At 70.8% G+C, this 26,226-nt stretch carries 33 protein-coding genes and 1 tRNA gene; 20 read left to right on the top strand and 14 right to left on the bottom strand.

Annotated features, from left to right (window positions below):
* Positions 1–4: 4 nt before the first annotated feature.
* Positions 5–886: an alpha/beta hydrolase gene (locus HCK04_RS34155; RefSeq protein ID WP_240972083.1), complete on the bottom strand. Its 882-nt coding sequence runs from the start codon at positions 884–886 to the stop codon at positions 5–7.
* An 85-nt stretch (positions 887–971) separates the two neighbouring features.
* Here HCK04_RS34155 and HCK04_RS34150 point away from each other — a divergent pair, with 85 nt between their 5' ends.
* The gene (locus HCK04_RS34150; protein ID WP_142651485.1) at positions 972–1,646 is read left to right on the top strand and encodes a CGNR zinc finger domain-containing protein; all 675 of its coding nucleotides are present in this window, start codon (positions 972–974) and stop codon (positions 1,644–1,646) included.
* Here HCK04_RS34150 and HCK04_RS34145 read toward each other — a convergent pair.
* Positions 1,605–3,227 carry a DUF2207 domain-containing protein gene (locus HCK04_RS34145; RefSeq protein ID WP_205831060.1) on the bottom strand — a complete coding sequence of 541 codons (1,623 nt, stop codon included), beginning with the start codon at positions 3,225–3,227 and terminating at the stop codon, positions 1,605–1,607. The genes HCK04_RS34150 and HCK04_RS34145 overlap by 42 nt on opposite strands.
* A 111-nt stretch (positions 3,228–3,338) precedes the next feature.
* Here HCK04_RS34145 and HCK04_RS34140 point away from each other — a divergent pair, with 111 nt between their 5' ends.
* Positions 3,339–3,755, top strand: coding sequence for a VOC family protein (locus tag HCK04_RS34140; protein WP_142651484.1), 417 nt, complete (start codon positions 3,339–3,341; stop codon positions 3,753–3,755).
* 113 nt (positions 3,756–3,868) lie between these two features.
* Positions 3,869–4,840, top strand: coding sequence for a magnesium transporter CorA family protein (locus tag HCK04_RS34135; RefSeq protein WP_142651483.1), 972 nt, complete (start codon positions 3,869–3,871; stop codon positions 4,838–4,840).
* 60 nt (positions 4,841–4,900) lie between these two features.
* Here HCK04_RS34135 and HCK04_RS34130 read toward each other — a convergent pair whose 3' ends face one another.
* From HCK04_RS34130 to HCK04_RS34110, 5 genes are all read right to left on the bottom strand, one after another.
* The gene (locus tag HCK04_RS34130; protein WP_142651482.1) at positions 4,901–5,242 is read right to left on the bottom strand and encodes a DUF2516 family protein; all 342 of its coding nucleotides are present in this window, start codon (positions 5,240–5,242) and stop codon (positions 4,901–4,903) included.
* Between the two features lie 166 nt (positions 5,243–5,408).
* Positions 5,409–5,831: a hypothetical protein gene (locus tag HCK04_RS34125; RefSeq protein ID WP_142651481.1), complete on the bottom strand. Its 423-nt coding sequence runs from the start codon at positions 5,829–5,831 to the stop codon at positions 5,409–5,411.
* A 3-nt stretch (positions 5,832–5,834) separates the two neighbouring features.
* The gene (locus HCK04_RS34120) at positions 5,835–6,269 is read right to left on the bottom strand and encodes a helix-turn-helix transcriptional regulator (protein WP_142651480.1); all 435 of its coding nucleotides are present in this window, start codon (positions 6,267–6,269) and stop codon (positions 5,835–5,837) included.
* Positions 6,270–6,352: 83 nt separating this feature from the next.
* Positions 6,353–7,267 carry a M56 family metallopeptidase gene (locus HCK04_RS34115; RefSeq protein WP_142651479.1) on the bottom strand — a complete coding sequence of 305 codons (915 nt, stop codon included), beginning with the start codon at positions 7,265–7,267 and terminating at the stop codon, positions 6,353–6,355.
* On the bottom strand, positions 7,264–7,620 hold the full coding sequence (locus HCK04_RS34110; protein ID WP_079316189.1) for a BlaI/MecI/CopY family transcriptional regulator: 357 nt from the start codon (positions 7,618–7,620) through the stop codon (positions 7,264–7,266). The genes HCK04_RS34115 and HCK04_RS34110 overlap by 4 nt, the downstream gene beginning before the upstream one ends.
* Positions 7,621–7,671: 51 nt before the next feature.
* Here HCK04_RS34110 and HCK04_RS34105 point away from each other — a divergent pair, with 51 nt between their 5' ends.
* On the top strand, positions 7,672–8,190 hold the full coding sequence (locus tag HCK04_RS34105) for an O-acetyl-ADP-ribose deacetylase (RefSeq protein WP_142651478.1): 519 nt from the start codon (positions 7,672–7,674) through the stop codon (positions 8,188–8,190).
* Between the two features lie 17 nt (positions 8,191–8,207).
* On the opposite strand, the gene HCK04_RS34100 is transcribed toward HCK04_RS34105, so the two are convergent.
* The 3 genes from HCK04_RS34100 to HCK04_RS34090 are packed head-to-tail and all read right to left on the bottom strand — an operon-like array spanning position 8,208 to position 10,329.
* Positions 8,208–8,735: a GNAT family N-acetyltransferase gene (locus HCK04_RS34100; protein ID WP_142651477.1), complete on the bottom strand. Its 528-nt coding sequence runs from the start codon at positions 8,733–8,735 to the stop codon at positions 8,208–8,210.
* Between the two features lie 29 nt (positions 8,736–8,764).
* On the bottom strand, positions 8,765–9,583 hold the full coding sequence (locus HCK04_RS34095) for a class I SAM-dependent methyltransferase (RefSeq protein WP_142651476.1): 819 nt from the start codon (positions 9,581–9,583) through the stop codon (positions 8,765–8,767).
* Positions 9,580–10,329, bottom strand: coding sequence for an SDR family NAD(P)-dependent oxidoreductase (locus HCK04_RS34090; RefSeq protein ID WP_221890018.1), 750 nt, complete (start codon positions 10,327–10,329; stop codon positions 9,580–9,582). Before HCK04_RS34090 ends, HCK04_RS34095 begins: the two co-directional genes overlap by 4 nt.
* A gap of 181 nt (positions 10,330–10,510) precedes the next feature.
* Here HCK04_RS34090 and mshA point away from each other — a divergent pair, with 181 nt between their 5' ends.
* The 3 genes from mshA to HCK04_RS34075 are packed head-to-tail and all read left to right on the top strand — an operon-like array spanning position 10,511 to position 13,073.
* Entirely contained in the window at positions 10,511–11,794 is a 1,284-nt protein-coding gene (mshA, locus tag HCK04_RS34085) for a D-inositol-3-phosphate glycosyltransferase (protein ID WP_260617507.1), read from the top strand.
* Between the two features lie 10 nt (positions 11,795–11,804).
* Positions 11,805–12,290, top strand: a complete 486-nt coding sequence (locus tag HCK04_RS34080) for a YbjN domain-containing protein (RefSeq protein WP_142651474.1) — start codon at positions 11,805–11,807, stop codon at positions 12,288–12,290.
* A gap of 39 nt (positions 12,291–12,329) precedes the next feature.
* The gene (locus HCK04_RS34075; RefSeq protein ID WP_142651473.1) at positions 12,330–13,073 is read left to right on the top strand and encodes a phosphoglyceromutase; all 744 of its coding nucleotides are present in this window, start codon (positions 12,330–12,332) and stop codon (positions 13,071–13,073) included.
* Between the two features lie 72 nt (positions 13,074–13,145).
* Here the strand turns inward: HCK04_RS34075 and HCK04_RS34070 are convergent, their stop codons facing one another.
* Positions 13,146–13,373, bottom strand: a complete 228-nt coding sequence (locus HCK04_RS34070) for a hypothetical protein (protein WP_142651472.1) — start codon at positions 13,371–13,373, stop codon at positions 13,146–13,148.
* Between the two features lie 81 nt (positions 13,374–13,454).
* The gene (gene phoU, locus HCK04_RS34065) at positions 13,455–14,114 is read right to left on the bottom strand and encodes a phosphate signaling complex protein PhoU (RefSeq protein ID WP_142651471.1); all 660 of its coding nucleotides are present in this window, start codon (positions 14,112–14,114) and stop codon (positions 13,455–13,457) included.
* A 184-nt stretch (positions 14,115–14,298) separates the two neighbouring features.
* Between phoU and HCK04_RS34060 the strand changes: the two genes are divergently transcribed.
* Both HCK04_RS34060 and HCK04_RS34055 read left to right on the top strand, forming a co-directional pair.
* Complete coding sequence (locus tag HCK04_RS34060; RefSeq protein WP_240972085.1) at positions 14,299–15,408, top strand: ATP-binding protein; 1,110 nt, start codon at positions 14,299–14,301, stop codon at positions 15,406–15,408.
* Positions 15,405–16,094, top strand: a complete 690-nt coding sequence (locus HCK04_RS34055) for a response regulator transcription factor (RefSeq protein ID WP_142651470.1) — start codon at positions 15,405–15,407, stop codon at positions 16,092–16,094. Before HCK04_RS34060 ends, HCK04_RS34055 begins: the two co-directional genes overlap by 4 nt.
* 115 nt (positions 16,095–16,209) lie before the next feature.
* On the opposite strand, the gene HCK04_RS34050 is transcribed toward HCK04_RS34055, so the two are convergent.
* Positions 16,210–16,857: a copper chaperone PCu(A)C gene (locus HCK04_RS34050; RefSeq protein ID WP_142651469.1), complete on the bottom strand. Its 648-nt coding sequence runs from the start codon at positions 16,855–16,857 to the stop codon at positions 16,210–16,212.
* Between the two features lie 257 nt (positions 16,858–17,114).
* On the opposite strand from HCK04_RS34050, the gene HCK04_RS34045 reads away from it, so the two are divergent.
* The 3 genes from HCK04_RS34045 (at position 17,115) to HCK04_RS34035 (ending at position 18,552) form a co-directional block, all read left to right on the top strand.
* Positions 17,115–17,597 (top strand): CarD family transcriptional regulator, encoded by a 483-nt coding sequence (locus HCK04_RS34045; RefSeq protein WP_030510364.1) that lies wholly within the window; start codon positions 17,115–17,117, stop codon positions 17,595–17,597.
* A gap of 17 nt (positions 17,598–17,614) precedes the next feature.
* Complete coding sequence (ispF, locus tag HCK04_RS34040) at positions 17,615–18,073, top strand: 2-C-methyl-D-erythritol 2,4-cyclodiphosphate synthase (RefSeq protein ID WP_142651468.1); 459 nt, start codon at positions 17,615–17,617, stop codon at positions 18,071–18,073.
* 209 nt (positions 18,074–18,282) lie between these two features.
* Positions 18,283–18,552, top strand: coding sequence for a GlsB/YeaQ/YmgE family stress response membrane protein (locus HCK04_RS34035; protein ID WP_142651467.1), 270 nt, complete (start codon positions 18,283–18,285; stop codon positions 18,550–18,552).
* A gap of 168 nt (positions 18,553–18,720) precedes the next feature.
* Here the strand turns inward: HCK04_RS34035 and HCK04_RS34030 are convergent, their stop codons facing one another.
* A complete protein-coding gene (locus HCK04_RS34030) occupies positions 18,721–20,415 on the bottom strand; it encodes a DUF2637 domain-containing protein (RefSeq protein WP_142651466.1) in 1,695 nt (564 codons plus the stop codon).
* 556 nt (positions 20,416–20,971) lie between these two features.
* Between HCK04_RS34030 and cysS the strand changes: the two genes are divergently transcribed.
* The 8 genes from cysS to HCK04_RS33990 all read left to right on the top strand — a co-directional run bounded on the left by cysS (position 20,972) and on the right by HCK04_RS33990 (position 26,169).
* Positions 20,972–22,366 (top strand): cysteine--tRNA ligase, encoded by a 1,395-nt coding sequence (gene cysS / locus HCK04_RS34025; RefSeq protein WP_142651465.1) that lies wholly within the window; start codon positions 20,972–20,974, stop codon positions 22,364–22,366.
* A 22-nt stretch (positions 22,367–22,388) separates the two neighbouring features.
* Positions 22,389–23,348: a 23S rRNA (guanosine(2251)-2'-O)-methyltransferase RlmB gene (rlmB, locus tag HCK04_RS34020; RefSeq protein ID WP_142651464.1), complete on the top strand. Its 960-nt coding sequence runs from the start codon at positions 22,389–22,391 to the stop codon at positions 23,346–23,348.
* Positions 23,349–23,399: 51 nt separating this feature from the next.
* Positions 23,400–23,472 (top strand) — tRNA-Thr (locus HCK04_RS34015).
* Positions 23,473–23,628: 156 nt separating this feature from the next.
* Positions 23,629–23,880, top strand: coding sequence for a hypothetical protein (locus tag HCK04_RS34010; RefSeq protein ID WP_205831059.1), 252 nt, complete (start codon positions 23,629–23,631; stop codon positions 23,878–23,880).
* A gap of 135 nt (positions 23,881–24,015) precedes the next feature.
* Positions 24,016–24,429 carry a VOC family protein gene (locus HCK04_RS34005; RefSeq protein WP_142651463.1) on the top strand — a complete coding sequence of 138 codons (414 nt, stop codon included), beginning with the start codon at positions 24,016–24,018 and terminating at the stop codon, positions 24,427–24,429.
* A 113-nt stretch (positions 24,430–24,542) separates the two neighbouring features.
* Positions 24,543–24,977, top strand: coding sequence for a YdeI/OmpD-associated family protein (locus HCK04_RS34000; RefSeq protein ID WP_142651462.1), 435 nt, complete (start codon positions 24,543–24,545; stop codon positions 24,975–24,977).
* Between the two features lie 35 nt (positions 24,978–25,012).
* Positions 25,013–25,360, top strand: a complete 348-nt coding sequence (locus tag HCK04_RS33995; RefSeq protein ID WP_142651461.1) for a hypothetical protein — start codon at positions 25,013–25,015, stop codon at positions 25,358–25,360.
* Positions 25,357–26,169: an inositol monophosphatase family protein gene (locus HCK04_RS33990; RefSeq protein ID WP_142651460.1), complete on the top strand. Its 813-nt coding sequence runs from the start codon at positions 25,357–25,359 to the stop codon at positions 26,167–26,169. Before HCK04_RS33995 ends, HCK04_RS33990 begins: the two co-directional genes overlap by 4 nt.
* Positions 26,170–26,226: the final 57 nt, after the last annotated feature.

Here is a 26,226-nt window from a genome sequence, read left to right as displayed (position 1 = left end):
CGCGTCACTTCCACACGCGGTCGAGGAACGCCGCGATCAGCGGAGCGATCTCGGGGAGCCGGTCCTCCAGCGCGAAGTGACCGGTGTCGATGACGTGCAGCTCGGCGTCGGGCACGTCGCGCAGGTAGGCGTGCGCCCCGGGCTCGGGGAAGAACATGTCGTCGCGGCCCCACGTGATCAGCGTCGGCGGCCGGTGCTCGCGCAGCCAGGCCTGCCACCGCGGATAGAGCGCCACGTTGGTGTGGTAGTCGAAGGCCAGCGCCACCTGGGCCTCCTTGCGCCCCGGCAGGTCGAGGAAGTGCTGGTCGAGCGTCCATCCGTCCGGGGCCACGAGCCGCGGATCGGCCGTGCCGCTCTCGTACTGGCCGCGGGTCATCTCCAGCGTCAGCAGCGCCCGCACCCTCTCCTCGTCGCCCTCCACGTCGGGGCGCAGCGCGATGAAGTCCCGTGCGCCGTCCGACAGGCCCTCCTCGTACGCGTTGCCGTTCTGCACGACGAGACCGGCGATCCACTCGGGGTGCCGGGTCGCCAGCCGGAATCCCACCGGGGCGCCGAAGTCGAAGACGTACATGACGAACCGGGTCAGCCCGATCCGTTCGACGAAGCCCTCCATCACATCGGCGAGGGCGTCGAAGCTGTACGCGAAGCCAGGAGGCGTCTCGGTGTGCCCGAACCCGGGGTAGTCGGGCGCGATCAGCCGATAGCGGGATCCGAGCACGTCGATGAGCCGGCGGAACTGGTGGGACGCGGACGGGAACCCGTGCAGCAGCAGCATCACGGGGGCGTCCTCGCCGCCCTCGTCGGGCACCGACTCACGGTAGAAGACCCGCACGTCCCCGACCTCGACATGCCGGTGGAGCGTGTGCGGAACAGTGAACGGCGTCATGACTAATGCCTCCTTGCGTCGATGATGCATTAGTTCTAGCGATCGCCTGCCTAATGTGTCAATCGTTTGTATTAGCATTAGCCGCATGACCGACCTGGTCCCCTTCACCGGGGAGCCGCTCGCCCTCGACCTGGTCAACACCCGGCCGCGCACGCCGGACGGCCAGGCCGACCTGATCGCCACCGCCGAGGGGCTGCGCGCCTGGCTGAGCCTGCAGGCGGACCGGCTGGCCGGCGCGCTCCCGGAGGACGGGCAGGCGCGGCTGACCGGCGACGATCTGGCTTTGGTGCATGAGGTGCGTGAGCATGCGGCGGCCGCGATCGATCAGGTGAGGCGGGGCCTGCGGCCGCCGGAAGGCGCGCTGCGCGGTCTGAACAGGGCGCAGCGCGCGGCGCCCGCCGTCCGTGAGCTGGCCTGGGACGGCGCCGCCGTGACCGCCGTGCCGCACCGGGAGGGCCCGTGGGGTGCGCGGCTGGCGGCGGTGCTCGCCGAGGCGGTCGCCGACCTGCTGACCGACCCGGCGGTCACGACCGTGCGGAAATGCGAGGCCGACGACTGCGTGATGCTGTTCCTGCCCGCCCACCCACGCCGGCGCTGGTGCTCGGCGGCGCGGTGCGGCAACCGGGCCAGGGTCGCCCGGCACTACCGGCGTCGCCGGGGCCTCGACCCGGGCTCGCAGGGGCCCGGCCCCGAGGGAGAGGGCCCCGAGGGAGAGGGCTCAGAGGGAGCGGAACTGGCGGGAGGTCGAGATCGCCCCTGAGGTGGTCATGACGAACGTCCGCATCGAGTCGGCGAACCGGGACAGGTCCCACTCGGCGGGGCCCTGATACCAGTACAGGTGGTCGGTCTGCCGTCCGTTGCCGTCGAACGCGCTGACCACCCGCGCCCACCGGTCCACGCTGTCGAAGATCACCGCGTAGGGCAGGTAGCGGGAGAACAGCTCCACGCGCTGGCCCGGGGGGATGTCGTCGACGGCCGCCCCGGCCAGGTAGTCGCGGAACCCGAGCGTGTGCGCCAGGGCCGCCGCTCCCTTGGCCGTCTTGGCCGGCATGTACTGGGCGCCGAAGGCCAGTGCGGCTCCGGCGATGATCAGGGCCAGCCCCAGCAGGCCGTACGTCGTGAGCCAGGCGAGCACGACGGTGGCGATCACCCCGAGCGCGACGACCACCAGGCCGAGGGTCGTCCAGCGCGACCGGGTGGAGTCGGGCCGCCGGGCGAACCAGCCCTGCGTCACGACGTCCTGATAGAGCGCGTCGCGCACCGTGGCCAGGCGGGCGGCGAACGACCCGTGCAGCTCCGACAGCAGCACCCGGTCACGCCCGTCGAAGATCGCGTCGTGGAGGGCCCGCTCGTACGGCAGCAGGTCGCCGAGCCGGGCGCCGGGCAGCTTGACCAGGCACCAGTCGGGGGTGTCGTAGGTCTGGCGCGGCTGCTCGTCGATGCGCAGGAAGTTGCGCACGGCGAGGTCCACGATGGTCGCGGTCACGTCGACCACGTCGGCCTGCTCGTCGAACAGCGTGCCGATCTGCCCGGGACGCACGTCGTCGGGCGGGCTGAAGCGGCCGTCGCGGTGGCCGCTGACCGGGCCGGACTCGCTGCCGACCACGCGGGCGTCGCGGCCCCGCGTCCAGTAGAGCAGCCCGATGCCGCCCAGCAGCAGCACCAGCAGCGCGGCCAGCGAGCCGCCGGTCACCGCGTTCAGCGTGAACGCGGTGGACAGCTCGAACCTGCGCTCCAGGATCGGCCCGGCCCCCGTGGCGCCCTTCGGGTAGCCGACGACGACCGTGAGCGCCTGGCCCTCGCCGAGGCCCTGCTGCTCGAAGGTCGAGGTGGTGCCGGTCTCCTCGACCGAGGCGCTGGTGCAGGCGATGGCCGAGCTCGGCTCGCCGGCGAAGCAGGACAGGTTCTGCACCCGGCCCGGGCCGGTCACGGTGACGACCGCGTCCTGCACGGGGCCGGACACCGCGAACCAGCGCAGCTCCTCGCCCGAGGCCGTGGGCGTCACGGCGCCGGTCACGTCGTACTCCACCGTGCCCTTGAACGTCAGGGTCTCCCCGTCGTACGAGCCGCCCTTGACGTTGGAGATGCGATAGACGCGGTCGTGGCCGTCGTCGTAGCGGATCCGGGTGAGCGGCGTGCGCCGCACCGTCTCGCCGGCGGGGGTGACCGCCTCCTTCACGTGGAGCACGCCGTTCTTGCGGAGCTCCATCGTCACCTCGTCCTTCGCCGGAGCCGCGGCCTCCGCTGGGGTGACGGCATGTGCGGCGACGGCGTGCGCGGGGGATGCGGCGAGGACGGCGAGCAGTGCCGCCAGTCCGAGCCGGCGCGCGAGATCCACCATGAGCCGCAACCCTACCGGTCCCGGTGCTCCAACCGAGGATCGGATGCGAACCGGCCAACCGGTCAGGAATCGAGAAGCCCCGGGAACACCCCCGGTCATAGCGTCGTGGGCATGGAACTCACCTTGCACTACTGCTACATCACGGTCGACGACGGCGACGCGGCGCTCGCCTTCTATCGGGACGTGCTCGGCCTCGAACTCCGCAACGACGTCGGATACGCGGGCGCCCGCTGGCTCACCATGGGCCCGGTGTCCCAGCCCGACGTCAACATCGTCCTCGAAACCGTCAACGCCGACCCGACCGCCTCCCCGGAGGAGCGCGCGGCGCTGAGCGACCTGCTCGCGAAGGGCAGGCTGCGCGCCGTCGTCTTCGCCACCCCCGACTGCGACGCGACGTTCGAGAAGATCCGCCAGTCCGGCGCCGAGGTCCTGCAGGAGCCGATCGACCAGCCGTACGGCGTCCGCGACTGCGCCTTCCGCGACCCGGCCGGCAACATGGTCCGCTTCCAGCAGCTCGCCAAGGGCTGACCCGGCGCCGCCCGGACACCACCGCCGTGCCCCGCGCGACCCCCAGCCCCGGCTCCGCCGCCGGGATTCCGGCGCCTCCTGCCGGGGGCGCCGGATCGGTAGGGTTACCGTCCATGGGACACACCCGGGTCTACCGGAACGGAACCCTGGAGGCCGAGGGCTTTCCGGTCGCCGACGTCTCCGAGAAGGTCAGGGACCCGTCGGCGGTGGTGTGGTTCGACATGTGCGCCCCCACCGAGGAGGACCTCCACGCCATCAGCGAGGAGCTGGGACTGCACGCCCTGGCCGTGGAGGACGCGCTGCAGCACCGGCAGCGGCCCAAGCTCGACGTCTACGACAGCCACATGTTCCTCAGCGTCTACGCGGCGGCCTTCGACAGCGCGTCGGGCCGGGTGCGCGTCGCCCCCGCCGCCGCCTTCATCACGAAGAACGCGCTGGTCACCGTGCGCCAGTCGGACGACTTCTCCATCGAGGAGGTGATGCGGCGCTGGGACGAGGGGGCGGACCTGGCCCGGCACGGCGTCGCGTTCCTGGTGCACGGCCTGCTCGACTACGTGGTGGACAGCCACTTCGAGGCAGTCGAGGCGATGGACGAGCAGGTCGAAGACCTGGAGGGCACGGTGTTCGGCGACCGGCCCGTCAGCTCCGAGGACCAGCGGCGCACGTTCGAGCTGCGCAAGAGCCTGGTCACGCTGCGCCGGATCGTGATGCCCATGCGGGAGGCCGTGAACACGCTGCTGCGCCGCAACGGCCTGATCGGCGACGGCGAGATGACGCCGTACTTCCAGGACGTGTACGACCAGGTGCTGCGGGCCACGGAGTGGACGGAGTCGCTGCGCGACCTGGTCAGCAACATCCGCGAGACGCACCTGACCATGCAGGGCAACAGGATGAACCTCATCATGAAGCGGGTGACGAGCTGGGCCGCGATCATCGCGGTGCCCACGCTGATCACCGGCTTCTACGGCCAGAACATCCCGTTTCCCGGCTTCGGGCACGCGTTGGGGTTCTGGACGTCCACCACGCTGATCGTCGTCGCCTCGGCGGCGCTCTATCGGGTGTTCCGGGCCCGAGACTGGCTCTGAGCCCGGCGCCTCGGCCGGCCTGTCACCCGGTGTCTGTCACCCGGCCTGTCACCCGGTCTGTCACCAGGGTCCGTACGGCCCCTGGTTGCCGCTGCCGCCCCGGTAGCCGTTGACCGCGGGCTTCACGTCGGCGAGGTAGATGCCCGCCGCGATGACGGCGGCGATCGTGAAGATGTTGGGCAGCCCCATGCCCATGCCGAGGTAATTGATCGCGGCGGCGAAGGTGAACAGCGTCGCAAGGCCGAGGATGATCAGCCAGAGGGGCTTGGTCTGCTTGCCGGCCGCGGGGAAGGCGTTCGCGGGGATCCGCAGGGCGTGCACCAGTGCCCAGCCGGACAACACGAAGGCCCCGACGGACAGCAGCCAGAAGATGATGTCGAGGATGCCGTACAGCCCGAACATGGACGCTCCCACACGGTCACAGTCACTGACGCCCCCAGACTAGTGGGCGGCGCCGACACGTGGCGCGGGCGCGAAGGACCGGTTCCCGTGGGAAGCGAAACGGCGGCGGCCCGCCTCCCCCGGAGGGAAGGCGGGCCGCCGCCGTGTGGTTCGCGTTGGCCGCGGATCAGCTCCGGGCAGTGGCGCGGGCGCGACCGGTGCGCTTGGTGGTGCTCTTGGCGGCGATCGCCGGCTCGGCGGTCTCGGAGACCTCCGTCAGCTCCAGCGCGGCCTCGCCGCTCACGCGGCTGACGACCTTGCGGCCACGGCTGGCCAGGTCGTCGTACAGCCGGGTGACCCGGGCGGCGGCGTCGGCGGCGTAGCCCTTGGCCTTCTCGGGCAGCTCACGGGCGACGGTCTCGGCCTTGTCCTGCACGGTGGAGGCGTAGCCCTTGGCCTTCTCGGGCAGCTCACGGGCGACGGTCTCCGCCTTGTCCTGCACGGTGGAGGCGTAGGCGCGGGCCTTCTCCACGGCGAAGTCGCCGGCGCCGGTGAGCGCGTAGAACGGCTTCGACTCCGTGATCTTCTTGGCCTGGGTTGTGATGGTCATGGGTTATCCTTCCCTCGAATCCGGTGTAATGCCGTCGCGTGGGAGAACCGGGTCGTCCCCGAGATGCTCAGCCGATTGCGGCGGCTGGGCGGAGTCGGCCCGGTTCTCCTTGCGAAACGACTCGTAGATGTCGATCAGCACCTGGCGTTGCCGCCCGGTGAGCGTGACGTCGGCCCGGATCGCGGCCAGCACGTCGCTGTGCGGCTCGCGGTCCTCGATGAGACCGGCCTGGACGTAGAGCGCCTGGGCGGAGATGTGCAGACCCTTCGCGATCTGGTTCAGGATCTCCGCGCTCGGCTTGCGCAGGCCCCGTTCCACCTGGCTCAGGTAAGGATTGGACACACCTGCCTGCGCGGCGAGCTGACGAAGCGAGATCTTCGCCTGCTGCCGCTGCTGGCGGATGTACTCACCGAGCGAGGCGACCTTGGGCAGTTCCATGCCCCCAGTCTGCCTCGCGCTGCTTGCAATTGCAAACACGATGGATAGTTCCAGCTAGCACCCATGGCCGGGCAAGAGCCGGGTCAACCGGGAAGCAGCCAGAGCAGCGGGGCGCTGATGGCGAGCACCACCGAGATGGCCAGGATCAGGAAGCGGTGGGCGGCCGGAAGCGTGACCTCGGGCCGTACGAGCCGGTCGACCCTGGCCATCACGCTGGACGGCGCGGACACGCCGAGCGCGCCCTGCGGCGTGGGCAGCGCCGCCGACGCGCCGAAGCGCAGCAGGGCGGTGGCCAGCCTGCGCGGGCAGCACCGCTGCCGGGCGCGGTCGTCGGCGGCCATCTCGACCAGCAGCTCCACCGACGCCTGCGCGTCGCGGACCAGCCTCGACCACGGCAGCGCGCGGCGCAGCGCGGCGAACGGCAGGAGCACCAGGTCGTGGCGCTCGCGCACATGGGCGGCCTCGTGCGCGAGCACGGCCTCCAGCTCCGCGGACGACAGCAGGTGCAGCGTCCCGTCGCTGATGACGACCTCCGACTTGAGCCCCGGCAGGCAGTAGGCGGCGGCCCCGGGAAAGTCGACCACCCGCACGCCGGGCACGGCCGGCTCGTCCCTGGCGACCAGCGAGAGCAGGAGCCGGTGGCGGCGGCGGGCCCGCAGCGTCTGCGCGCCTGCGGCGAGAGGCAGGGTCACCAGCACCGCGAGCAGCGCCAGGCCGGCGATCAGCGCGGCCAGCCGCAGGTAGTCGTACGGCTGTCGCGCGCCGAACTCCACGCTCAGCAGGAACTCCGCGAACCCGTGCACGATGCCCTTGCGGTAGGGGTCGAGCGCGAAGGCGAGCAGGGCGCCGATGGAGGCGAGCCCCCACGTCAGCCCGAGCGACTGCCACAGCAGGATCGCCGTGCGCGGTGCGCGCCAGGTCCAGCGCGCGAACGTCAGCCGCCACGCGGCGACCGCGCAGATCATCGCGAGCGCCGCGAGGACCGCCGCCGCGATCACTCTTCCTCCAGCTCCGTGAGGGCTTTCAGCAGGATCTCGGCCTCGGACCCGGAGACGGCGCGGGCGAAGCGGGTCAGCGCCGCGTCGCGGTCGCCGGTGAGGTCCAGGGCTTCGAGCATCAGCTCGGCGACGTACGCGTCACGGCTCGCGGCCGGCTGGTAGCGCCAGGCGCGGCCGTCGCGGGTGCGGTTGAGGAAGCCCTTGCGGGCCAGCCGGTCGAGCACGGTCATCACGGTCGTCGGCGCGAGGTCGCGGTCTTCGATGAGGCGCCCCACCTCGCGGGCGGTGAGCGGGGTGTTCTCCGCCCAGAGGATGTCCATGATGCTGCGTTCGAGCTCTCCCAGTCCCTTCACGTGATTCAGCCTACCCGGGGTAGTACTACGTCCTGTAGAGAGGTGGGTGGCATGAAAATCGTTCTGGTCGAAGGTGACATCACCGAGCAGCGGGTGGACGCGATCGTCAACGCGGCCAACTCCTCGCTCATGGGCGGCGGAGGGGTGGACGGAGCCATACACCGGCGCGGCGGCCCCGAGATCCTCGAGGAGTGCCGGGCGCTGCGCGCCTCCCGCTACGGGAGAGGGCTGCCGACCGGGCAGGCGGTCGCGACCACCGCCGGGCGTCTGCCCGCGCGATGGGTGATCCACACGGTCGGGCCCGTGCACTCGCGGAGCGAGGACCGATCCCATCTGCTCGCCTCCTGCTATCGGGAGTCGCTCGTCGTCGCCGACGCGCTGGGCGCCGGCACGGTGGCGTTCCCCGCGATCTCCACGGGGATCTACCGGTGGCCGGTCGAGGACGCCGCCCGCGTCGCGATCACCGCGGTACGGCAGGCGGCCCCGGCCGTGGTGGAAGAGGTGCGCTTCGTACTGTTCAACACCGCAGCTTATGCCGTGTTCGAATCGGCTCTACAGGACATTGGCTAAGCATTAGGCCAAAACTTTCACAGCCACTTGAGCATGTAGATCTCGTCGCGGTCGTCGCCGGGGGTCACCCGGATCGAGCGGGGCACCCGCCCGACCTCCTGGTAGCCCACGCTCGCGTAGAAGCGGTCGACCCCGGTGCCGCCGCGGCAGGTGAGCTGCAACGCCTCCAGGCCGAGCGACCTGGCGGCGTCGTCGGCGGCGAGCAGCAGCGCCCGGCCATACCCCTTGCCCTGGTGCTTGGGGTGGACCTGCACGCGCAGCAGCCACCGCCAGTGCGCCCGCAGGCCCGAGCCGTTGTCGCCCAGGATGAGCCACGCGCCGGGGGCGCCGTCGTCGCCGAAGCCGACGAGGAGGCTGTCGGGGGCCTGCGGCCCGGCGGCGGCGCGCGTGCGGGCGAACGCCCGGTCCGCCGTCGGCCTGATGTCCTCCGGCGTCACGGGAGGCACGAAGCCCACCGCGCCGCCCGCGTTGGTGACCTCCGCCCAGCAGCTCAGGAGCTCCTCGAAGAGCTCGGGGGTCATCTCCGGGTCGAGGACGAAACGCATGGGCCGGACGTTATCAACCGCCTCGTACGTCAACCGCGGGGGGAGACGCTGCTCCAGGGCAGGGTCAGCTCGCCGAGCCGCCAGCGGCCGGGACCGCCGGTCGGCGGGGTCGTCTCCACCGGCCAGTCGCGCGCCAGCAGCTCGGCCGCCTTGATCCAGCGCTGGCGCGTGCCGTACGCGCCGAAGGAGGCGCAGGTCGCCCAGGCGCGGTCCCAGTCGGCGAGGAACGCGTGGATCCGCTCGCCGGGCACGTTGCGGTGGATCAGCGTCTTGGGCAGGCGTTCGGCCAGGTCGGAGGGGCGTCCGAAGCCGGTGAACCGGGCCGCGAGGGTGAGCGTGCGCGGCCCCTCCGCGCCGAGCGCCACCCAGGTCGCCCGGTGGCCGACCTCAGAGCAGGTGCCCTCCACGAGCACGCCCGAGGGATGCAGGCCGGCCCGCAGCCGGTGCCAGTGCTCCCACGCCTCGGCCTCGCCGTACTGCCGCAGCACGTTGAAGGCGCGCACGATCATCGGCGGCCGGGGGACCGGCAGCTCGAAGCCGCCCCTGACGAACGACAACCCCTCCCGCTCGTACGGCTTGGCCGCCGCGACCCGCTCGGGGGCGATCTCCACGCCCACCACCTCGACCGTCGGGCAGACCCGGCGCAGCCGGGTGAACAGCTCCGTCGTCGTGGTGTGGGACGCGCCGTAGCCGAGGTCCACGACCAGCGGCGCCGCCCCCGCCCTGGCCGAGCGCAGCAGCGGGCCGTACACGGCGGCGATCCAGCGGTCGCAGCGGCGCAGCCGGTTGTGCCCGGTGGTGCCCCGCGTGACCGCGCCGACGGGCCGGCCCGGGCGCGCCGGCCTCATGTCCCCGCTGCGACCCGGTGCACCTTGTGCTGGGCGGCCTGCGCGCGGGGCCGGACGACCAGCCTGTCGATGTTCACGTGCGACGGGCGGGTCACGGCGAAGGCGATCACGTCGGCGACGTCGTCCGCGGTCAGCGGGTCGGGGACGCCCTCGTAGACCTTGGCGGCCCGCTCGGCGTCGCCGCGGAAGCGGGTCAGCGCGAACTCGTCGGTCTTCACCATGCCCGGCGCGATCTCGACGACCCGCACCGGGTCGCCGCACAGCTCCAGGCGGAGGGTCTCGGTCATCGAGGTCTGCGCGTGCTTGGCCGCGCAGTAGCCGCCGCCCCCCTCGTACGACACCAGCCCGGCCGTCGAGGTGAGCATCACGAGCACGCCGTCGCCCGACGCGATGAGCTTCGGCAGCAGGGCCCTGGTCATGCGCAGGCTCCCGAGCACGTTCACGTCGTACATGCGCTGCCAGTCGTCCACCCGGCCCTCGGCCACCGGTTCGAGCCCGAACGCGCCGCCCGCGTTGTTGACCAGGACGTCGCAGCGGTCCAGCGAGGAGGCCAGCGCGTCCACCGACGCCTGGTCGGTCACGTCCAGCGTCACCGGGCGGATGCCGGGCACCTCGGCCGCGAGCTCGTCGAGACGGTCGCGCCGTCGCGCCGCCGCCACAACCCGGTATCCCTCCGCGGCGAGCCGGCGGGCCGTCGCCTCGCCGATGCCGCTGCTCGCGCCGGTCACCACCGCGGTCCTGACCACGGTCTCGGTCGCCCCGGGACCGGTCGCGGGACCGGTCGCGGGATTGGTCATCGTCACCGCCATCGTCCTTCCATATCGCCTCAATCGGCAGGCGACATCCTCTCAGGACCCCCGGCGCTCACAGATGTCGGGGAATCCGGTGATGATTTTGGTGGTTATAACGCTCTCGGAGGTGGTTCGGGTGTCGGTGTTACGGCGTCGGGTCAACCGCGTCGCGACCATCAGCGTGCACACGTCCCCGCTGGACCAGCCAGGCACGGGGGACGCGGGCGGCATGAATGTCTACATTCTCGAGGTCGCCAAACGGCTCGCGGCGCTGGGCATCGAGGTGGAGATCTTCACCCGCCGCACGGCCCGTGACCTGCCGCCGGTCGCCGAGCTGACCCCGGGCGTGCTCGTCCGCCACGTCACCGCCGGGCCGTACGAGGAGCTCGACCGGGCCGATCTGCCCGGGCAGCTGTGCGGCTTCCTGTCCGGCGTGCTGCGCACCGAGGCGATGTACGACCCCGGCCGCTACGACGTGATCCACTCGCACTACTGGCTGTCGGGCCAGGTGGGCTGGCTGGCCAAGGAGCGCTGGGGCGTGCCGCTCGTGCACACCATGCACACGATGGCCAAGGTGAAGAACCTCCTGCTCGCCGAGGGCGACAAGCCCGAGCCGGCGGTGCGCGTGCTCGGCGAGGAGCAGGTCGTGGAGGTCGCCGACCGCCTGGTCGCCAACACCGCCGCCGAGGCCGAGGAGCTGATCAGCCTGTACGGCGCGCCGCGCGAGCGCGTGGCGGTCGTCAACCCCGGCGTGAACCTCGCCGTCTTCCAGCCCGCGTCAAAGGGTGCGGCACGCCGCCGTCTCGGCCTGCCGCAGGACGCCCACGTGCTGCTCTTCGTGGGCCGCATCCAGCCGCTCAAGGCCCCCGACGTGCTGCTCAGGGCCGCCGCCCGGATGCTCGTGGAGGACCCCTCGCTGCGCTCGCGGCTCCTGGTGGCCTGCGTGGGCGGGCCCAGCGGCAACGGCCTCGCCCGCCCCTCCCTGCTCAGCGACCTCGCGGCCGAGCTGGGCATCACCGACGTCGTACGGCTCGCGCCGCCCGCGCCGCAGCCGGAGCTGGCCGACTGGTATCGGGCCGCCGACGTGACCGTCGTGCCCTCCTACAACGAGTCGTTCGGGCTGGTCGCGCTGGAGTCGCAGGCGTGCGGCACGCCGGTCGTCGCCGCGGCGGTCGGCGGCCTGCGCACGGCCGTCAAGGACGGCGTGTCCGGGGTGCTGGTGGCGGGCCACAACCCGCACGACTGGGCGCGGGAGCTCGCCGTGCTGGCACGGCGTCCGGACCGGCTCGCCGAGCTGGCCGCCAACGCCGTGCACCACGCCACGGGCTTCGGCTGGTCGGCGACGGCCGCCCGGCTGGCCGACGTCTACGCCGGCGCCATGGCCCAGCTCCACCAGACCCCCGTCGCGGTCAGCTCGTAGTGTGGGGCGTATGAGACCGGATCTGGAAGCGGTCATCGCGTCGGCGCTGGAGTCCGCCGAGCTGTCCTACGAGCGGCCGAAGCCGGGCGCGTTCCTGGTCAGGCTGCCGGGCCAGCACAAGCTCGCCACGCTGACCTGGCTCGTCATCGGCGACCAGGCGCTCAACATCGAGGCGTTCTTCTGCCGGCAGCCCGACGAGAACCACGCCGAGTTCTACCGCTGGCTGCTGCACAAGAACGGCTCGATGTACGGTGTCCACTTCGCCGTCGACGCCACCGGCGACGTGCACCTGGTCGGCCGGCTGCCGCTCGACGCGGTGACCGAGGAGGAGATCGACCGGGTGCTCGGCTGCGTCCTCACCTACTCGGACGAGTCGTTCGACCGCGCGCTGGAGCTGGGCTTCGCGTCGTCCATCAAGCGCGAGTGGGAGTGGCGGGTCAAGCGCGGCGAGTCGCTGGCCAACCTGCGGGCCTTCGCGCGGGTGGTCGAGTCCTGACCAACGGGGCCTCTGCCGCACGCCGATAGGATTGGCCGTATGGCGACTTTGGTGCTGCTGCGGCACGGCGAGAGCGAATGGAATGTCAAAGGCCTGTTCACCGGCTGGGTGGACGTCACACTCTCGCCGACCGGCGAGGAGGAGGCGCGGCGCGGTGGTCAGCTGCTGCTTGAGGCCGGCATCCGGCCCGACGTGGTGCACACCTCGGTGCTCACCCGGGCCATCAAGACCGCCGACCTCGCGCTTGAGGCGGCCGACCTGCTGTGGCTGCCGGTCAAGCGTTCCTGGCGGCTGAACGAGCGCCACTACGGTGCGCTCCAGGGCAAGGACAAGGCCCAGACCCGCGCGGAGTTCGGCGACGAGCAGTTCATGCTGTGGCGCCGGTCCTACGACGTGCCGCCGCCGCCGATCGCCGACGACGACGAGTACTCCCAGCTCGGCGACGGCCGCTACTCCCTGCTGCCCTCCGAGCTGGTGCCGCGCACGGAGTGCCTCAAGGACGTCGTCGCGCGCATGCTGCCGTACTGGTATGACGAGATCGTGCCCGACCTGGCGGCCGGCCGCGACGTGCTGGTGGTGGCGCACGGCAACTCGCTGCGCGCGCTCGTCAAGCACCTGGAGGGCATCAGCGACGCCGACATCGCGGGCCTGAACATCCCCACCGGCATCCCGCTGCGCTACGAGCTGGACGCCGACTTCCGCCCGGTCGGCAAGGGCGAATACCTCGACCCGGAGGCCGCCAAGGCCGCCATCGAGGCCGTCGCCAACCAGGGCAAGAAGTAACCTCTCACGTCTGTCACGAAGGCCGCGTCCCGCTGTGGGGCGCGGCCTTCTGTCACTTGCAGACGACCGCTGTCACTTGTGGACGACCGGCTTCTTCGCCTTACCGGGGAACACCTGGACCAGGAGCTCCACCGCGCCGTCCGGGGGATAGGCCACCTGGTAGACCAGCTCGCGGCCGCGCAGGTGGACCCGGACCCGGTAGGAACCCGGGCCGCGCGTGGTGAGCCCCCTCAGCCTCGTCCCGTAGCCGTCCGACAGCGCCAGGGCTCCGGTCGGGCTCTCGTACCCGACCTCGACCACCGCGATCCGGCGATTCGCCGGATACGCGAAAGCCCCGGCCCCCCGAGGACCGGAGCTTTCGCGCCCCCGTACGCGGCTGAGTCAGCCGGCGGGGGCGTCCAGGTCGCGCGTACCCGTGACCAGGTACACGACGTCGGCGGCGACGCGTACGGCGTGGTCGGCGTACCGCTCGTAGTAGCGGCCGGCCAGCGTGATGTCGATGGCGGCCTCGACGCCGTGCTCCCAGTCCTTGGAGAGCAGGACGCGGAAGAGACGGCGGTGACGGCGGTCCATCGCGTCGTCGTCCTCCTCCAGCTCCTTGGCGAGCTCGATGTCGCGGGAGGCGATGCAGCTGCCCGCCTTGGTGATCAGGTTCTCGGCGATGGCGCCCATCTCCACGAACGTGTCACGCAGCTCGGCCGGGATGGCGGATTCGGGGTGGCGCATGCGGGCGAGCTTGGCGATGTGCTCGGCGAGGTCGCCCATACGCTCCAGATCGGCGGCCATCCGCAGGGCGGTGATGACGTTACGCAGGTCGACCGCCACCGGCTGCTGCGTGGCCATCAGCTCGAAGATCGAGGCTTCGAGTTCCTGGTGCAGCCGGTCGACCTCGTTGTCCTGGGAGATGACGCTCTCCGCCAGCTGGAGGTCGGCGTCGAGCAGGGCGGTCGTCCCCCTCGACATGGCCGACCGCACCAGGCGGGTCATCTCCACCAGGCGGTCGGTCAGGGCCGCAAGCTCTTCGTGATAGGCGTCGCGCATGGCCGCCACGCTACGCGCGCGTCTGTGAACGAATTCCGACCGCCGGATGAACTTTTCCGGAAACAGGGCGTAGTGCCAGGTCGGGCAGGTGGAACAACCAGAAATGCCGCCTAGGCTGCTGAATGTGAACGAGTTGCTGGCGAGCTTGGCGGCGATGGGCGGATTCGTCCTCGGCTCCTTCGTCATGCTCGCGATCCGACGGCAGGCGGACAAGCCCCGCACACCGGAACCGGTGGACGACGGCCTGCCTCCGGGGGTGGCGTCGGTGCTCGCCGTGCTGCCCTCCTCGGCGGTCGTCCTCGACCGCGAAGACCGCGTGCTGCGCGCCAGTTCGGCCGCGCGGGCCTTCGGTCTCGTACGCGGTGAGTCGCTCATGGCGGCCGAGTTACTCGCACTGGCCAGGAAGGTCCGCAGGGACGGCGAGATCCGCGAGAGCGAGATCGAGACCGCCGGCCGCAAGTTCGGGCAGGAGTCCACGTCGTTCGCGGTGCGGGTCGCTCCGCTGGGCACCCACGGGCAGGTGCTCGTGCTCGCTGAGGACCAGACCGAGCGGCAGCGGGTCGAGGCGGTGCGCAGGGACTTCGTGGCGAACGTCAGCCACGAGCTCAAGACGCCGGTCGGCGCGCTGAGCCTGCTCGCCGAGACCGTCGAGGACGCGGCCGACGACCCCGAGGCCGTACGGCGGTTCGCCGGCCGGATGCAGCACGAGGCCGCCCGCCTCACCTACCTGGTGCAGGACCTGATCACGCTGTCGCGGATCCAGGGCGGGGAGCCCATCCCGGCGCCCGAGCAGGTGTCCGTGGACGAGGCCGTGCACGAGGCCATCGACCGGTGCAACACGAAGGCGTCGGCCAAGGACATCGCGCTCGTCGCGGGCGGCACCGAGGGCCTCAAGGTCTGGGGCGACGACGAGCTGCTCGTCACCGCGCTGCGCAACCTCATCGACAACGCCGTCGCCTACAGCCCCGAGCACACCCGCGTCGTGATCAGCGCGAGGCCGGCCGGGGACACGGTCGAGGTGAGCGTGAGCGACCAGGGCATCGGCATCCCGGAAAGCGCGCAGGAGCGCATCTTCGAGCGGTTCTTCCGCGTCGACGCGGCCAGGTCCCGGGCCACCGGCGGCACCGGGCTCGGTCTCGCGATCGTCAAACACGTGGCCGTCGCCCACGGCGGCGAGGTCACGGTGTGGAGCAAAGAGGGCTCCGGCTCGACCTTCACTCTTCGCCTTCCCGCGTTCGGCGGTCAGGCGGTCCCCGTACCAAGCACGACCATTCCCCAGGAGGCCGCTCAGTGACTCGGGTACTCGTCGTCGAGGACGAGGAGTCGTTCTCGGACGCCTTGTCGTACATGCTGAGGAAAGAGGGGTACGAGGTCGCGGTGGCGGCCACCGGCCCCGACGCGCTGGACGCGTTCGACCGCAACGGCGCCGATCTCGTCCTGCTCGACCTGATGCTCCCGGGCCTGCCCGGCACCGAGGTGTGCCGCTCGCTCAGGCAGCGGTCGAAGGTGCCGGTCATCATGCTGACCGCCAAGGACAGCGAGATCGACAAGGTCGTCGGCCTCGAACTCGGCGCCGACGACTACGTGACCAAGCCGTTCTCGTCCCGCGAGCTGGTGGCGCGCATCCGCGCGGTGCTGCGCCGGCAGGGCGACGTCGAGGAGGTGGAGTCGGCCGTCCTGACCGGGGGACCGGTCCGCATGGACGTCGACCGGCACATCGTGGCCGTGCGCGGCCGGCAGGTGCAGCTCCCGCTGAAGGAGTTCGAGCTGCTGGAGGTGCTGCTGCGCAACGCCGGGCGGGTGCTCACCCGCGGTCAGCTCATCGACCGGGTGTGGGGCGCCGACTACGTGGGCGACACCAAGACCCTCGACGTGCACGTGAAGCGGCTGCGGGCCAAGGTCGAGGCCGACCCGTCCAACCCCCGCTGCATCCTCACCGTGCGTGGTCTGGGCTACAAGTTCGACCCCGCCGACGAGTGAGCCTGTAAGGGCTCGTACGGCTCACGCGGCCCCTCGGACGAAAAGGAGCCCCTGTCCGGCCGGACAGGGGCTCCTGCGCGTCTACAGGACGTCCAGATGGACGTCCGCACGGCCGTCAGCCGGCGTTCTCGGCGGGCGTACCAGTGGAGGTGCCCTCGGTGGTCTCCGGGGTGGCGGCGTCCGACGGCACCGGGCTCCCGGTGGCGGGCGGGGCCGTGGGCGTGGCCGTCGGCGCCGGAGGCAGCGTCGCGTACTCGCGGCTGCGGGCGATGACCGGCACGGTGAGCGAGATGTCGCCGGCGTTCTTGAACTGGAGCGAGAGCTTGATGCTCTCGCCGCCGCGCAGCGCCGTCTTCAGGCCGTCGACCGTGACCCCGGGGGTCTTGACGAGCACGCCCGGCTGGAGGTCGATGGGGCTCTGCACGTTGACCGAGGTGGCCTTCTGTTCCTCGGGGACGATGCTGGTGAGCTGGTCGTCCGTTCCCGTGCTGTTCAGGAGAGTCAGGTAGAGCGGCGCCGACCCGCCCTCGGCGAGCTGCTGGCCGGAGTCGGGCCCGAGGATGAACGCCTGCGGGATCATGACGCCGTTCTTGCCGTATGCCTTGTCGGGGCCGTCGCCGTCATAGAGGACACCCGCCTCATTCGGGGCGTACGGCGCGTTGGTGTTGGCGTCGAAACCGGCGCCACACGCGGCCAGTGCAGGGATGGCGGCGGCGAGGAGCGCGGCAACGGCGATCGCCCTGCGACGGCTGCTGCTGGTCACGGTTCGAGGTCTCCTTGGTACGCACGTGTATGGGCAGCAATCACCTTATCCGCGCCGGTCACCGGTCCGGCGTCGGCTCCCGGTCCACAGGCCGCAGCAGTGCAGGTCACCCGGTATGTCCTGTATGCCGATTCACAGAGTGGATGGCTTGTCAAGCCCCAAAACGAGGCTTTGACCTGCAGTTATGTTCCTTTCACTGTTCCGGGAGGCGGTAACCGCGTGGTACCCTGGAGTACAGCGGAAGGGGTACTCGTCACATGACTTTCCAGGTCGGCGACACTGTCGTCTACCCCCACCATGGGGCTGCTCGGATCGAGGCCATCACGACCCGAACCATCAAGGGTGAGGAAAAGACCTACCTGGTGCTGAAGGTCGACAAGGGCGACCTGACCGTACAGGTACCAGCGGAAAATGCCGAGCTCGTCGGTGTGCGCGACGTCGTCGGCCAAGAGGGACTCGAGCGGGTCTTCGACGTGCTGCGCATGCCGCACACGGAGGAGCCCACCAACTGGTCCCGCCGCTACAAGGCCAACCTTGAGAAGCTGGCGTCGGGGGACGTCAACAAGGTGGCCGAGGTGGTGCGTGACCTGTGGCGGCGCGACAAGGAGCGCGGCCTGTCCGCCGGTGAGAAGCGCATGCTCGCCAAGGCCCGCCAGATCCTCGTCAGCGAGCTCGCGCTGGCCGAGAAGACCAACGAGGACAAGGCGGAGGCCCTGCTCGACGAGGTGCTGAACTCCTGAACATCACATCGCCAAGGGTGGGCGTCGGAGTCGACGTCCACCCTTTCGCATCAGGTAGGGAGCTTCACCTCGCCGGCCTTTTCTGGCCGGGGGAGACCGGGCTTGCCGGTCACTCCGACGGCGACGCCGCGGCGCACGCCTGCTGCGACGCGCTGCTGTCGGCGGCCGGGCTCGGAGACGTGGGCGCGCTCTTCGGCACCTCCGATCCCCGCTGGGCGGGTGCCGCCGGTGTGACCCTCCTGGAGGAGGCGGCCCGCCAGGTGCGGGCGGCGGGATTCGAGATCGGCAACGTGGCCGTCCAGATCATCGGGAACCGCCCGAAGGTCGCACCTCGCCGTGCGGAGGCGGAGAAGGCCCTCGGGGCCGCCGCAGGGGCGCCGGTGAGCGTCAGCGCGACCACGACCGACGGCCTCGGGCTCACCGGTCGCGGCGAGGGCGTCGCGGCCATCGCGACCGCTCTGATCATCCCGGTCTGAAGGTCCTCTCGGCATGAATGTTCCGTTCCAATCGGACATGCCAACCAGAATGAGACCCGGAGCGTCTCACTAACGCGTGGGCGGCGGCTCGAACCAAGGCGCGGAATCGAGCCGCCGCCCTCTTTTTTCTTTCATGGGACGCATATTTCCCTTCCATGGGGTAGCCCACTGTCCGAGGATGAAAGGGTCACCCTCATCGGGAGGTCGATATGACAATCGAGTCCATTCTCGGCGCCATCGTCATCGGTGCGGTCATCGGCGCTCTGGGCCGACTGCTCCTGCCGGGCCGCCAGCCGATCGGCTGGATCCTGACGATCGTCGTCGGTATCGTCGCGGCGCTCATCGGCACCGCGATCGCCCAGGTCCTGGGCGTGGCGACGACGGATGGCATCGACTGGATCGAACTGGTCATGCAGGTCGTACTGGCCGTCGTGGGCGTCGGCATCGTCGCCGGCCTCAAGCGAGGGTCGCGGGTGTAAGGCATTCACTCGGTGGGGCGGCCCCCCGCCCTCACCCCCTAGCGCGCAGGCCCGTCCGGCTGGTTCTCCAGCCGGGCGGGCCTACGCGCTTCAGCAGATGGAGCGCTGCTGTCCAGGTGGGTGTCGTTCAGGTGGGCGCTGTGCGGCGGGGTGCTGTAGCCGGGGCGGTCAGGCGGGCGGGCGGGGCGTGCTGCGCATCCGACCGGACGGAGGCGCCATCGGGACATCGCTGTTTCCGTCGGTGTCTTTCCCGGTGTCCCCGGCTTCCGGCGCGTCCTGGCCGCCTTGCGCGGCGTACGGCTCGCGCCCGCCGTCCTGCTCGCCGGGATCGGCGCAGTCGGACGCGTGGGCGGGATCCGGCACGTCCCTGATCTGGCGGAGCGGCTGGGTGTCGACGCCCGCCTCGTCTTCGGCCCGCTCAGGCTCGGCGTCGGCGGGCTCGTCCGGTTTGGGGCGGGGGTGCACGAGGACGTCACCGGTGTGCGGCCGTACGAGGTCGCCCCAGCGCACGGGACGGTTGCGGCGGGGCTGCGCCGGGCTGCCACCCGTCTCGGCGGGGGCGGGTGCCTCCGGAGCGGGCTGGGCGGCCGTCTCGGCGCCGGGCTCCGTCACGGCCGGCTCCGTCATAGCCGGCTCTGCGGCGGCCGGTTCTGTTACGACGGGCTCCGTGATGGCAGGTTCTGCGGCGGCCGGTTCTGTTACGACGGGCTCCGTGATGGCAGGTTCTGCGGCGGCCGGTTCGGCCTGTTCAGTGACGGGCGGGGTGTGGGGCGCCGCCGTCGGAGGTACGACCGGCAGGGCATCGGGCTCGTCATCCGCCTGGTCCGCGACCGTCTCGGATGCGGTCTCGGATGCGGTTTCCTGCGCGGGTTCGGAGACGTCTTCCCTGATCGCCTCGGATGGCAGCCGTACGCCGTCCTCATCCTCGGCCTGCGGATCCTCGGCCTGCGGAGGGGCGACGGGCAGCGGCGGGGCGAGCTCGGGCGGCGCGACGGTCTCCGAGACCGGGCTGACCGGCAGCGGAGGGACGTAGCCGGGGGGTGCCACGGCCTCGGGAACCGGCTGCAGGGGCGGCGCGCCGTGCTCCTCGGCGACGGCGTGCACGGCAGCGGTGTGCGGGTGCGCGGGGGCAGGGCGCGGGTGCGCGGGAGCGGTGTGCGGGTGCGCGGGAGCGGGGTGCGGCTGCGCGGGAGCGGGGTGTGCGGTGTGCGGGTTTTCGGGGCCGGAGGGGGCGGTGACGTCGGGCGCGGATGTGGGGCGCTCTCGCGCGGCCACCGGATAGGGAGAGGTGACGGCGGTCCGGCGCTCGCGCGCGCCGTCGAAGGGCACCAGGTCGTCATCGGAGTCGTCGTCGGACTCGTCATCAAGGTCGTCGTCCAGATCGGCCCGGTTGGTGCGCACGTGCTTCAGCAGGAGCAGCAGCAGCCACAGTCCGACGGCGAGCATCACCCAGGGCGCCAACGCGACGACGAGCGCGGAGGCGTCGGGGTCGAAGGAGATGCCGACGGCGGTCGCGGCGTTCGCGGCGGCGGCCGACGCCAGGAGCAGGATCAGGACGAAGCCCGCCTGGAAGCGGACCAGGAAGCGCGCGCCCCGCAGCAACGGCACGCTGACCAGGGCGACGACCAGCAGAACGTCGAACGCCGAGGGGTACAGGTAGGCGAGCTGCGGCTCGGCACGCCCGGAGACGGCCAGAGCCCGCAGGTCGTCGAAGGACAGCGCGCAGGCGATCCCCGCGAGAACCGCGATGGCGGCGCCTGCGAGGCCGATGGCCAGGCGGCGCAGCACCAGCGGGAATCCGGAGGGGGTGTTTCGGGACGGGCGGGAGGCCGTGCCTGCCGCGCCGGGGGGAGTCACGTCCATGGCGTTTCGAGCCTACAGAATCGGAGTGACGATCGATCGCAATCGCGTGATCACCCGCTTCGTGTCGGTAATCGTGATCATCGGCTTCGTGACGGTAATCAACGACCGCGCCGGGAACCTTCGACGCGCTCTCGTTGCGCCCGGCCCCGCCCGGCTCGGCCCTGCCTTGGCCCGGCTCGCTTCGGGTCCTGGCCCCCGGCTGCCCCCGATCTGGTTCCCGCGCGGCTCGGTTTGGCACCCCCGGGTCCGGTTAGGTTCCGGCCCGCCCTGGCGCGGTCCGGCTCGGTTCGGCCCCAGCTCAGGGCAACCGGCTCCGATCCGGCTCCGGCTCCGGGTCCGGCTCCGGTCCGGCGCGGTATTGGCGACGCTGCGTGTCCGGCCGGGCTTCGTGCCGGTCCGATGAAGCCCGCGCGGCCGGCCGTACAGATCGTGACGGGTTTTGTTTCGGGTTATATCAGGACTTATGTGTCGGAAGTTTCCATGATCGGCCGCATCAAGCCGTTCACGGACGCCCAACTAGCCCTGTGCTGTGCTGCCAGGCGTTAGCCTTGCCTTCGTGAGCCTGCACTTCTACGACACCAGCACGCGTACGGTCCGTGAATTCGTACCGGTCGAGCCCGGCCGGGTCTCGATGTATCTGTGTGGTGCGACCGTTCAGGCTCCGCCGCACATCGGGCACATCAGGTCCGGCGTGAACTTCGACGTGCTTCGCCGGTGGCTGACGCGGCAGGGCTACGACGTGACCTTCTGCCGCAACGTCACGGATCTCGACGACAAGATCATCAGGGTGGCCGCCGAGGAAGGCGTGCCCTGGTTCGTCGTCGCCGAGCGCAACCAGCGCGCCTTCACCTGGGCGTACGACCAGCTCGGCTGCCTGCCGCCGACTGTCGAGCCCCGGGCCATGGGTCACGTGCCCGAGATGATCGAGCTGATGCGGCGACTGATCGACAAGGGTCACGCGTACGCGGCGGGTGGCGACGTCTACTTCGACGTGATGTCCTACGCCGACCGATACGGCAAGCTCTCCAACCAGAAGCTGGAGAACATGTGGGCGGCGGGGGACACCGACACCGACTCGCTCAAGCGCGACCCGCGCGACTTCGCGCTGTGGAAGGGTGCCAAGCCCGGTGAGCCCACGTGGCCGACGCCGTGGGGCAAGGGCCGTCCCGGCTGGCACCTGGAGTGCTCGGCCATGGCGACCAAATATCTCGGGAGCACGTTCGACATCCACGGCGGCGGGGTCGACCTGATCTTCCCGCACCACGAGAACGAGATCGCCCAGTCGCAGGCGGCGGGCGACGGCTTCGCGCGCTACTGGCTGCACAACGGGCTGCTCACGCTCGGCGGCGAGAAGATGAGCAAGTCGCTCGGCAACTCGCTGTTGATCCCCGACATGCTCCGCAAGGTGCGCGCGGTCGAGCTCCGCTACTACCTGGTCGCGGCGCACTACCGCTCGCCGATCGACTACTCCGACGAGGCGCTCCAGGAGGCGGCGGCCGGCTACCGCCGGATCGAGGGGTTCGTCACACGGGCGGCCGAGGTGATCCACGACGTGGACGCCGCCGCGCCGCTGCCCCAGGCGTTCGTGGACGCCATGGATGACGACCTGAACGTCTCGCAGGCGCTCGCCGTGATCCACGAGGTCGTCCGCGAGGGCAACGTCGCGCTGGCCCAGGGCAACAAGGAGCAGGTCGCCCGGCTGCTCGCCGAGACGCAGAACATGCTCGACGTGCTCGGCCTCGACCCCAGGTCGGCGCAGTGGCGTACGACCGGCGACTCGGGGCTCCGGGAGGTCGTTGACGCGCTCGTGGCCGTGGCGCTGGAGCAGCGACAGGCCGCGCGAGCCCGCAAGGACTACGCGGCGGCCGACGCGATCCGCGACCAGCTCGCGGCGGCAGGGATCGTGGTCGAGGACACCCCGCAGGGCCCGCGGTGGGAGCTGGCACAGTAGGCGTGGCCCTACGCTAGAGACCATGGCGGGAAGGGCTTCAGGGAAGCCGTCGAAGAAGCAGGGGCCGGCAAAGGGCTCGGGTGGCAAGGTCAGGCGCTCCCTTGAGGGCAAGGGAGCGACGCCGCCCGCGCACATGCGGCACTGGTACAAGGACAAGGCCCGCGCCGAGCGGATCGAGCGCGAGGCCCGGGGCGGCGGGAGTTCGTCCTCGCGTACGCCGAGCCGTACGCGCCGGGAGGACGCCCCCGAGATCATCGGTGGGCGCAACCCCGTGCTCGAGGCGCTGCGTGCGCACGTGCCCGCCAACGCGCTGTACGTGGCGCAGCGGATCGACAACGACGATCGCGTGCGTGAGGCCATCAAGCTCGCGGCCGACCGCGGCATCGCGCTGCTGGAGGTCACGAGGGACAAGCTCGACCGGCTGACCGAGAGCACCGTCCACCAGGGCATCGGCCTGCAGGTCCCGCCGTACGACTACGCGCATCCTGAGCAGCTCGTGGAGCGGGCGAGGGACGCCGCCGAGGTGCCGTTGATCGTCGCCCTGGACGGCGTGACCGACCCGCGCAACCTCGGCGCCATCGCGCGCTCGGCGACCGCCTTCGGCGCGCACGGGCTGCTCGTCCCGTCCCGGCGTTCGGCGGGCGTCACCGCCGGGGCGTGGAAGACCTCGGCCGGCACCCTCGCGACCCTCCCCGTCGCCCGCGCGTCGAACCTCACCCAGACGCTCCAGGCGTACCGGGAGGAGGGCCTGTTCGTGATCGGGCTCGACGGCACCGCCACAGTGGACATCGCCGATGTCGAGCTCGCGACCGAGCCGCTCGTCGTGGTCGTCGGCTCGGAGGGCAAGGGCCTGTCCCGCCTGGTCAGGGAGGCGTGCGACCAGATCGCCCGCATCCCCATGAACGCCGCCGCCGAGTCGCTGAACGCCGGTGTGGCCGCCGGGATCGCCCTCTACGAGGTCGCCCAGCATCGTCGCCGGTGATTTCATCGTGACGGTACGGCCCCGGGCCCACTAAACTCGTCTGGGTAACAGGCCGCCTTAGCTCAATCGGCAGAGCATCTGTCTTGTAAACAGAAGGTCTGGGGTTCGATTCCCCAAGGCGGCTCTCGTACGACAGGCCCCTGAGCAGCAGTTTCGCTGTCAGGGGCCTTGTGCTGTCGCGGCTCATCCAGTCTCTTCCGTGCCTTTGGGAGCCACTTCGCGAGGGGTTGTTCAGCCAAGTCGGCGACGTCAGCCATATTGGGTGTGGTGCCGCAGGCGCGTGCTCGAGGGCAACTTTGAGGTGCCGGCCACCGCCCGCGCGCAACGCTGGGACCTCGCCGAAGTCGTTCGTGTCCTGCTGAATGAGGAGGTCGTCGGCCGCGACAGCGCCACCCGACGCAACCGGCGCAAGAGCGCGGGCTTCCCCTCCGGCAACACCTTCTCCTCCTGGCGCAGCCAGGACTCCACGATCAGCGAGGCCACCCAGAACGGCGTGTCCGCCAGGGTTACCGGCGGCATCGGTCAGGTTTGAAGAAGCGCCGGTCGGGCCGCCGCTTCTATCGTCGAGTGACACACGCGCCGGGGTGGCGTCCGGGACCTGCCTGGATGCCTGACCGGGCACATGATCACCCGCACCACGTAACCATCTCTTCTAATGGAGTAAGACATGAAAGCGCACGTCAGCTCGATCCTTCTTGGTGTCCGGGACATGGAGCGGGCCAAGAGGTTTTACGTCGAGGGGCTCGGCTGGAAGATCCAGAAAGACTTCGGCATCTCGGTGTTCTTCGAATCGGACGGAGCCTCGCCTGTCGGCTTTTACAGTCGTGACGGCCTGGCCGCTCAGGTGGGCACGGACAAGGAAGGCAGTGGCTTCAGCGGACTGGTCCTGACCTACGTCGTTCGCAGCCAGGCGCGGGTCGACGAGGTCATGGCGGAGGCCGAGAAGGCCGGTGCAACGATCCTCAAGCCCGCCGGCGCTCTGCCGTGGGGCGGGTACGGCGGCACCTTCGCCGACCCGGACGGCTACATCTGGAGCCTCGGCTACAGCGACCAGGGAACCGACCAGCCGTACGCGGAGTAGTCGCGAACTTTGCCACACAGCCGTCCGAGACGGCGGGGGCGTGTTGCCGCCGCCGTCCCGGACGGCTGTGACCCCGAGTGCCGGTGAACCGGCAGGACGAACAGGAGAAGATCATGAAGTTCCGGACCCACGTTGAGCCACCTGAGCCCATGCGGGGCCTGGAAGTTCCGTCCGAGGTGGTGGCGGCGCTCGGCGGGGGCCCGCGGCCGCCCGTGACGATCACAGTCAACGGGCACTCCTGGAAGAGCCGGGTCGCCCTCCTACGCGGCCGCCACCTGCTCGGTCTCAGCAATGCCAACCGGCAGGCCGCAGGTGTCGCGATCGGCGACGAGGTCGAGGTCGAACTGGAGCTCGACACCGAGCCGCGCGTCGTCGTCGAGCCAGAGGACTTCGCACAGGCTCTGGACGCCGACCCCGTCGCCCGTGCCGCGTACGACGAACTCGCGTACAGCCGCAAGCGTGAGCATGTACGCGCCGTCGAGAGCGCGAAGAAGCCCGAGACGCGTCAGCGGCGTATCGAGAAGGTCATCACCACCCTGCGGGGCTGACCCGAAGGTAAGACTCCGGCGGCAATGCAATCACCGTGCGGAGGCATCACATTGTGTGGCACGGCGGGGAACCGCTCACCATCGGCGTCAGCCGGTTCACCGCGATGCCGGCCCCGTTCGAGGAGTCGTGCGAGCAGCGCCGCATCCGCCACCACCTGCAGACCAACGCCACCCTGATTTCCGCGGAGGTCAGCACGAGGGCGGGGCCGTCCGGCGTCGGGAGAGCGCGGTTGTGCCCCGAGCCTACGGTCCGGGGCCTCCCGGCGGCCTGCGGAGCCGGCTCGCCTACGCTCGTCGTGAGCGGCAACACCGCCGCCGACGGGCTGTTTCCCGTCTTCGAGCAGGTCTTCATCTCTAGGTGGGAGCGGAGCACACCCGTATGACCGTTGACGCCCGCGCGCTGCTGCCGTTAGCCGAGCAGGCCGTCACCATCGCCGGCCACATCATCACGACCAAGCTCCCCGGAGTGGTCACCGCCAAAGGCGACCGCGACATGGTCACCGAAGTGGACTACGCCGTCGAGCACGCCGTACGCGACTTCCTGTCACGGGAAACCCCGGAGATCGGGTTCCTGGGAGAGGAGGAAGGCATCACCAATGCCGGCGATGGCATCATGTGGGCGCTCGATCCCCTCGACGGCACCGCCAACTTCACCCACGGCATCCCGCTGTGCGGGACCTCGCTTGGCCTGATCGACCACGACCGCTCCATCCTCGGCGTGATCGACCTCCCCTTCCTGAGCACGCGTTACGCGGCAGCGGAAGCCGCCGGAGCCACCGCCAACGGCCGGCCGATCAGCGCGAGCATCACCGACGCCCTGGAGGCCGCCATCGTCTCCGTCGGCGACTACGCCGTAGGTGAGGACGCCGAGGCCAGGAACCGCGTCCGGCTTCCGCTCAACTACCGGCTCGCCGCCCGCGTGCAGCGCGTCCGCATGTTCGGCTCCGCCGCCGTCGATCTCGCCTGGGTCGCGGACGGCAAGACCGACGCCTGCATCATGCTGTCCAACAACCCCTGGGACACCGCCGCAGGCGTCGCCATCGCCCGCGAAGCCGGAGCAATCGTCACCGACATCGACGGCACCCCGCACACGATGAGGTCCCGAGTAACCATCGCCGCGACCCCGAAGATCCTGGCCGACCTGGTCGAACTCGTCGCAGAAGCCGAAAAGGACGCGGACCGTAAGGTCTAGCCGGCTCTGTTGGGGGTCGCCCCGGGCCGACGAGGCGTGCGCTGGGTGTGTCACTGT

Origin of the sequence: Microbispora sp. CL1-1 (assembly GCF_012034195.1) — a bacterium.
Lineage (GTDB): Bacteria > Actinomycetota > Actinomycetes > Streptosporangiales > Streptosporangiaceae > Microbispora.
This window is presented reverse-complemented; position numbering and strand designations above follow the sequence as displayed.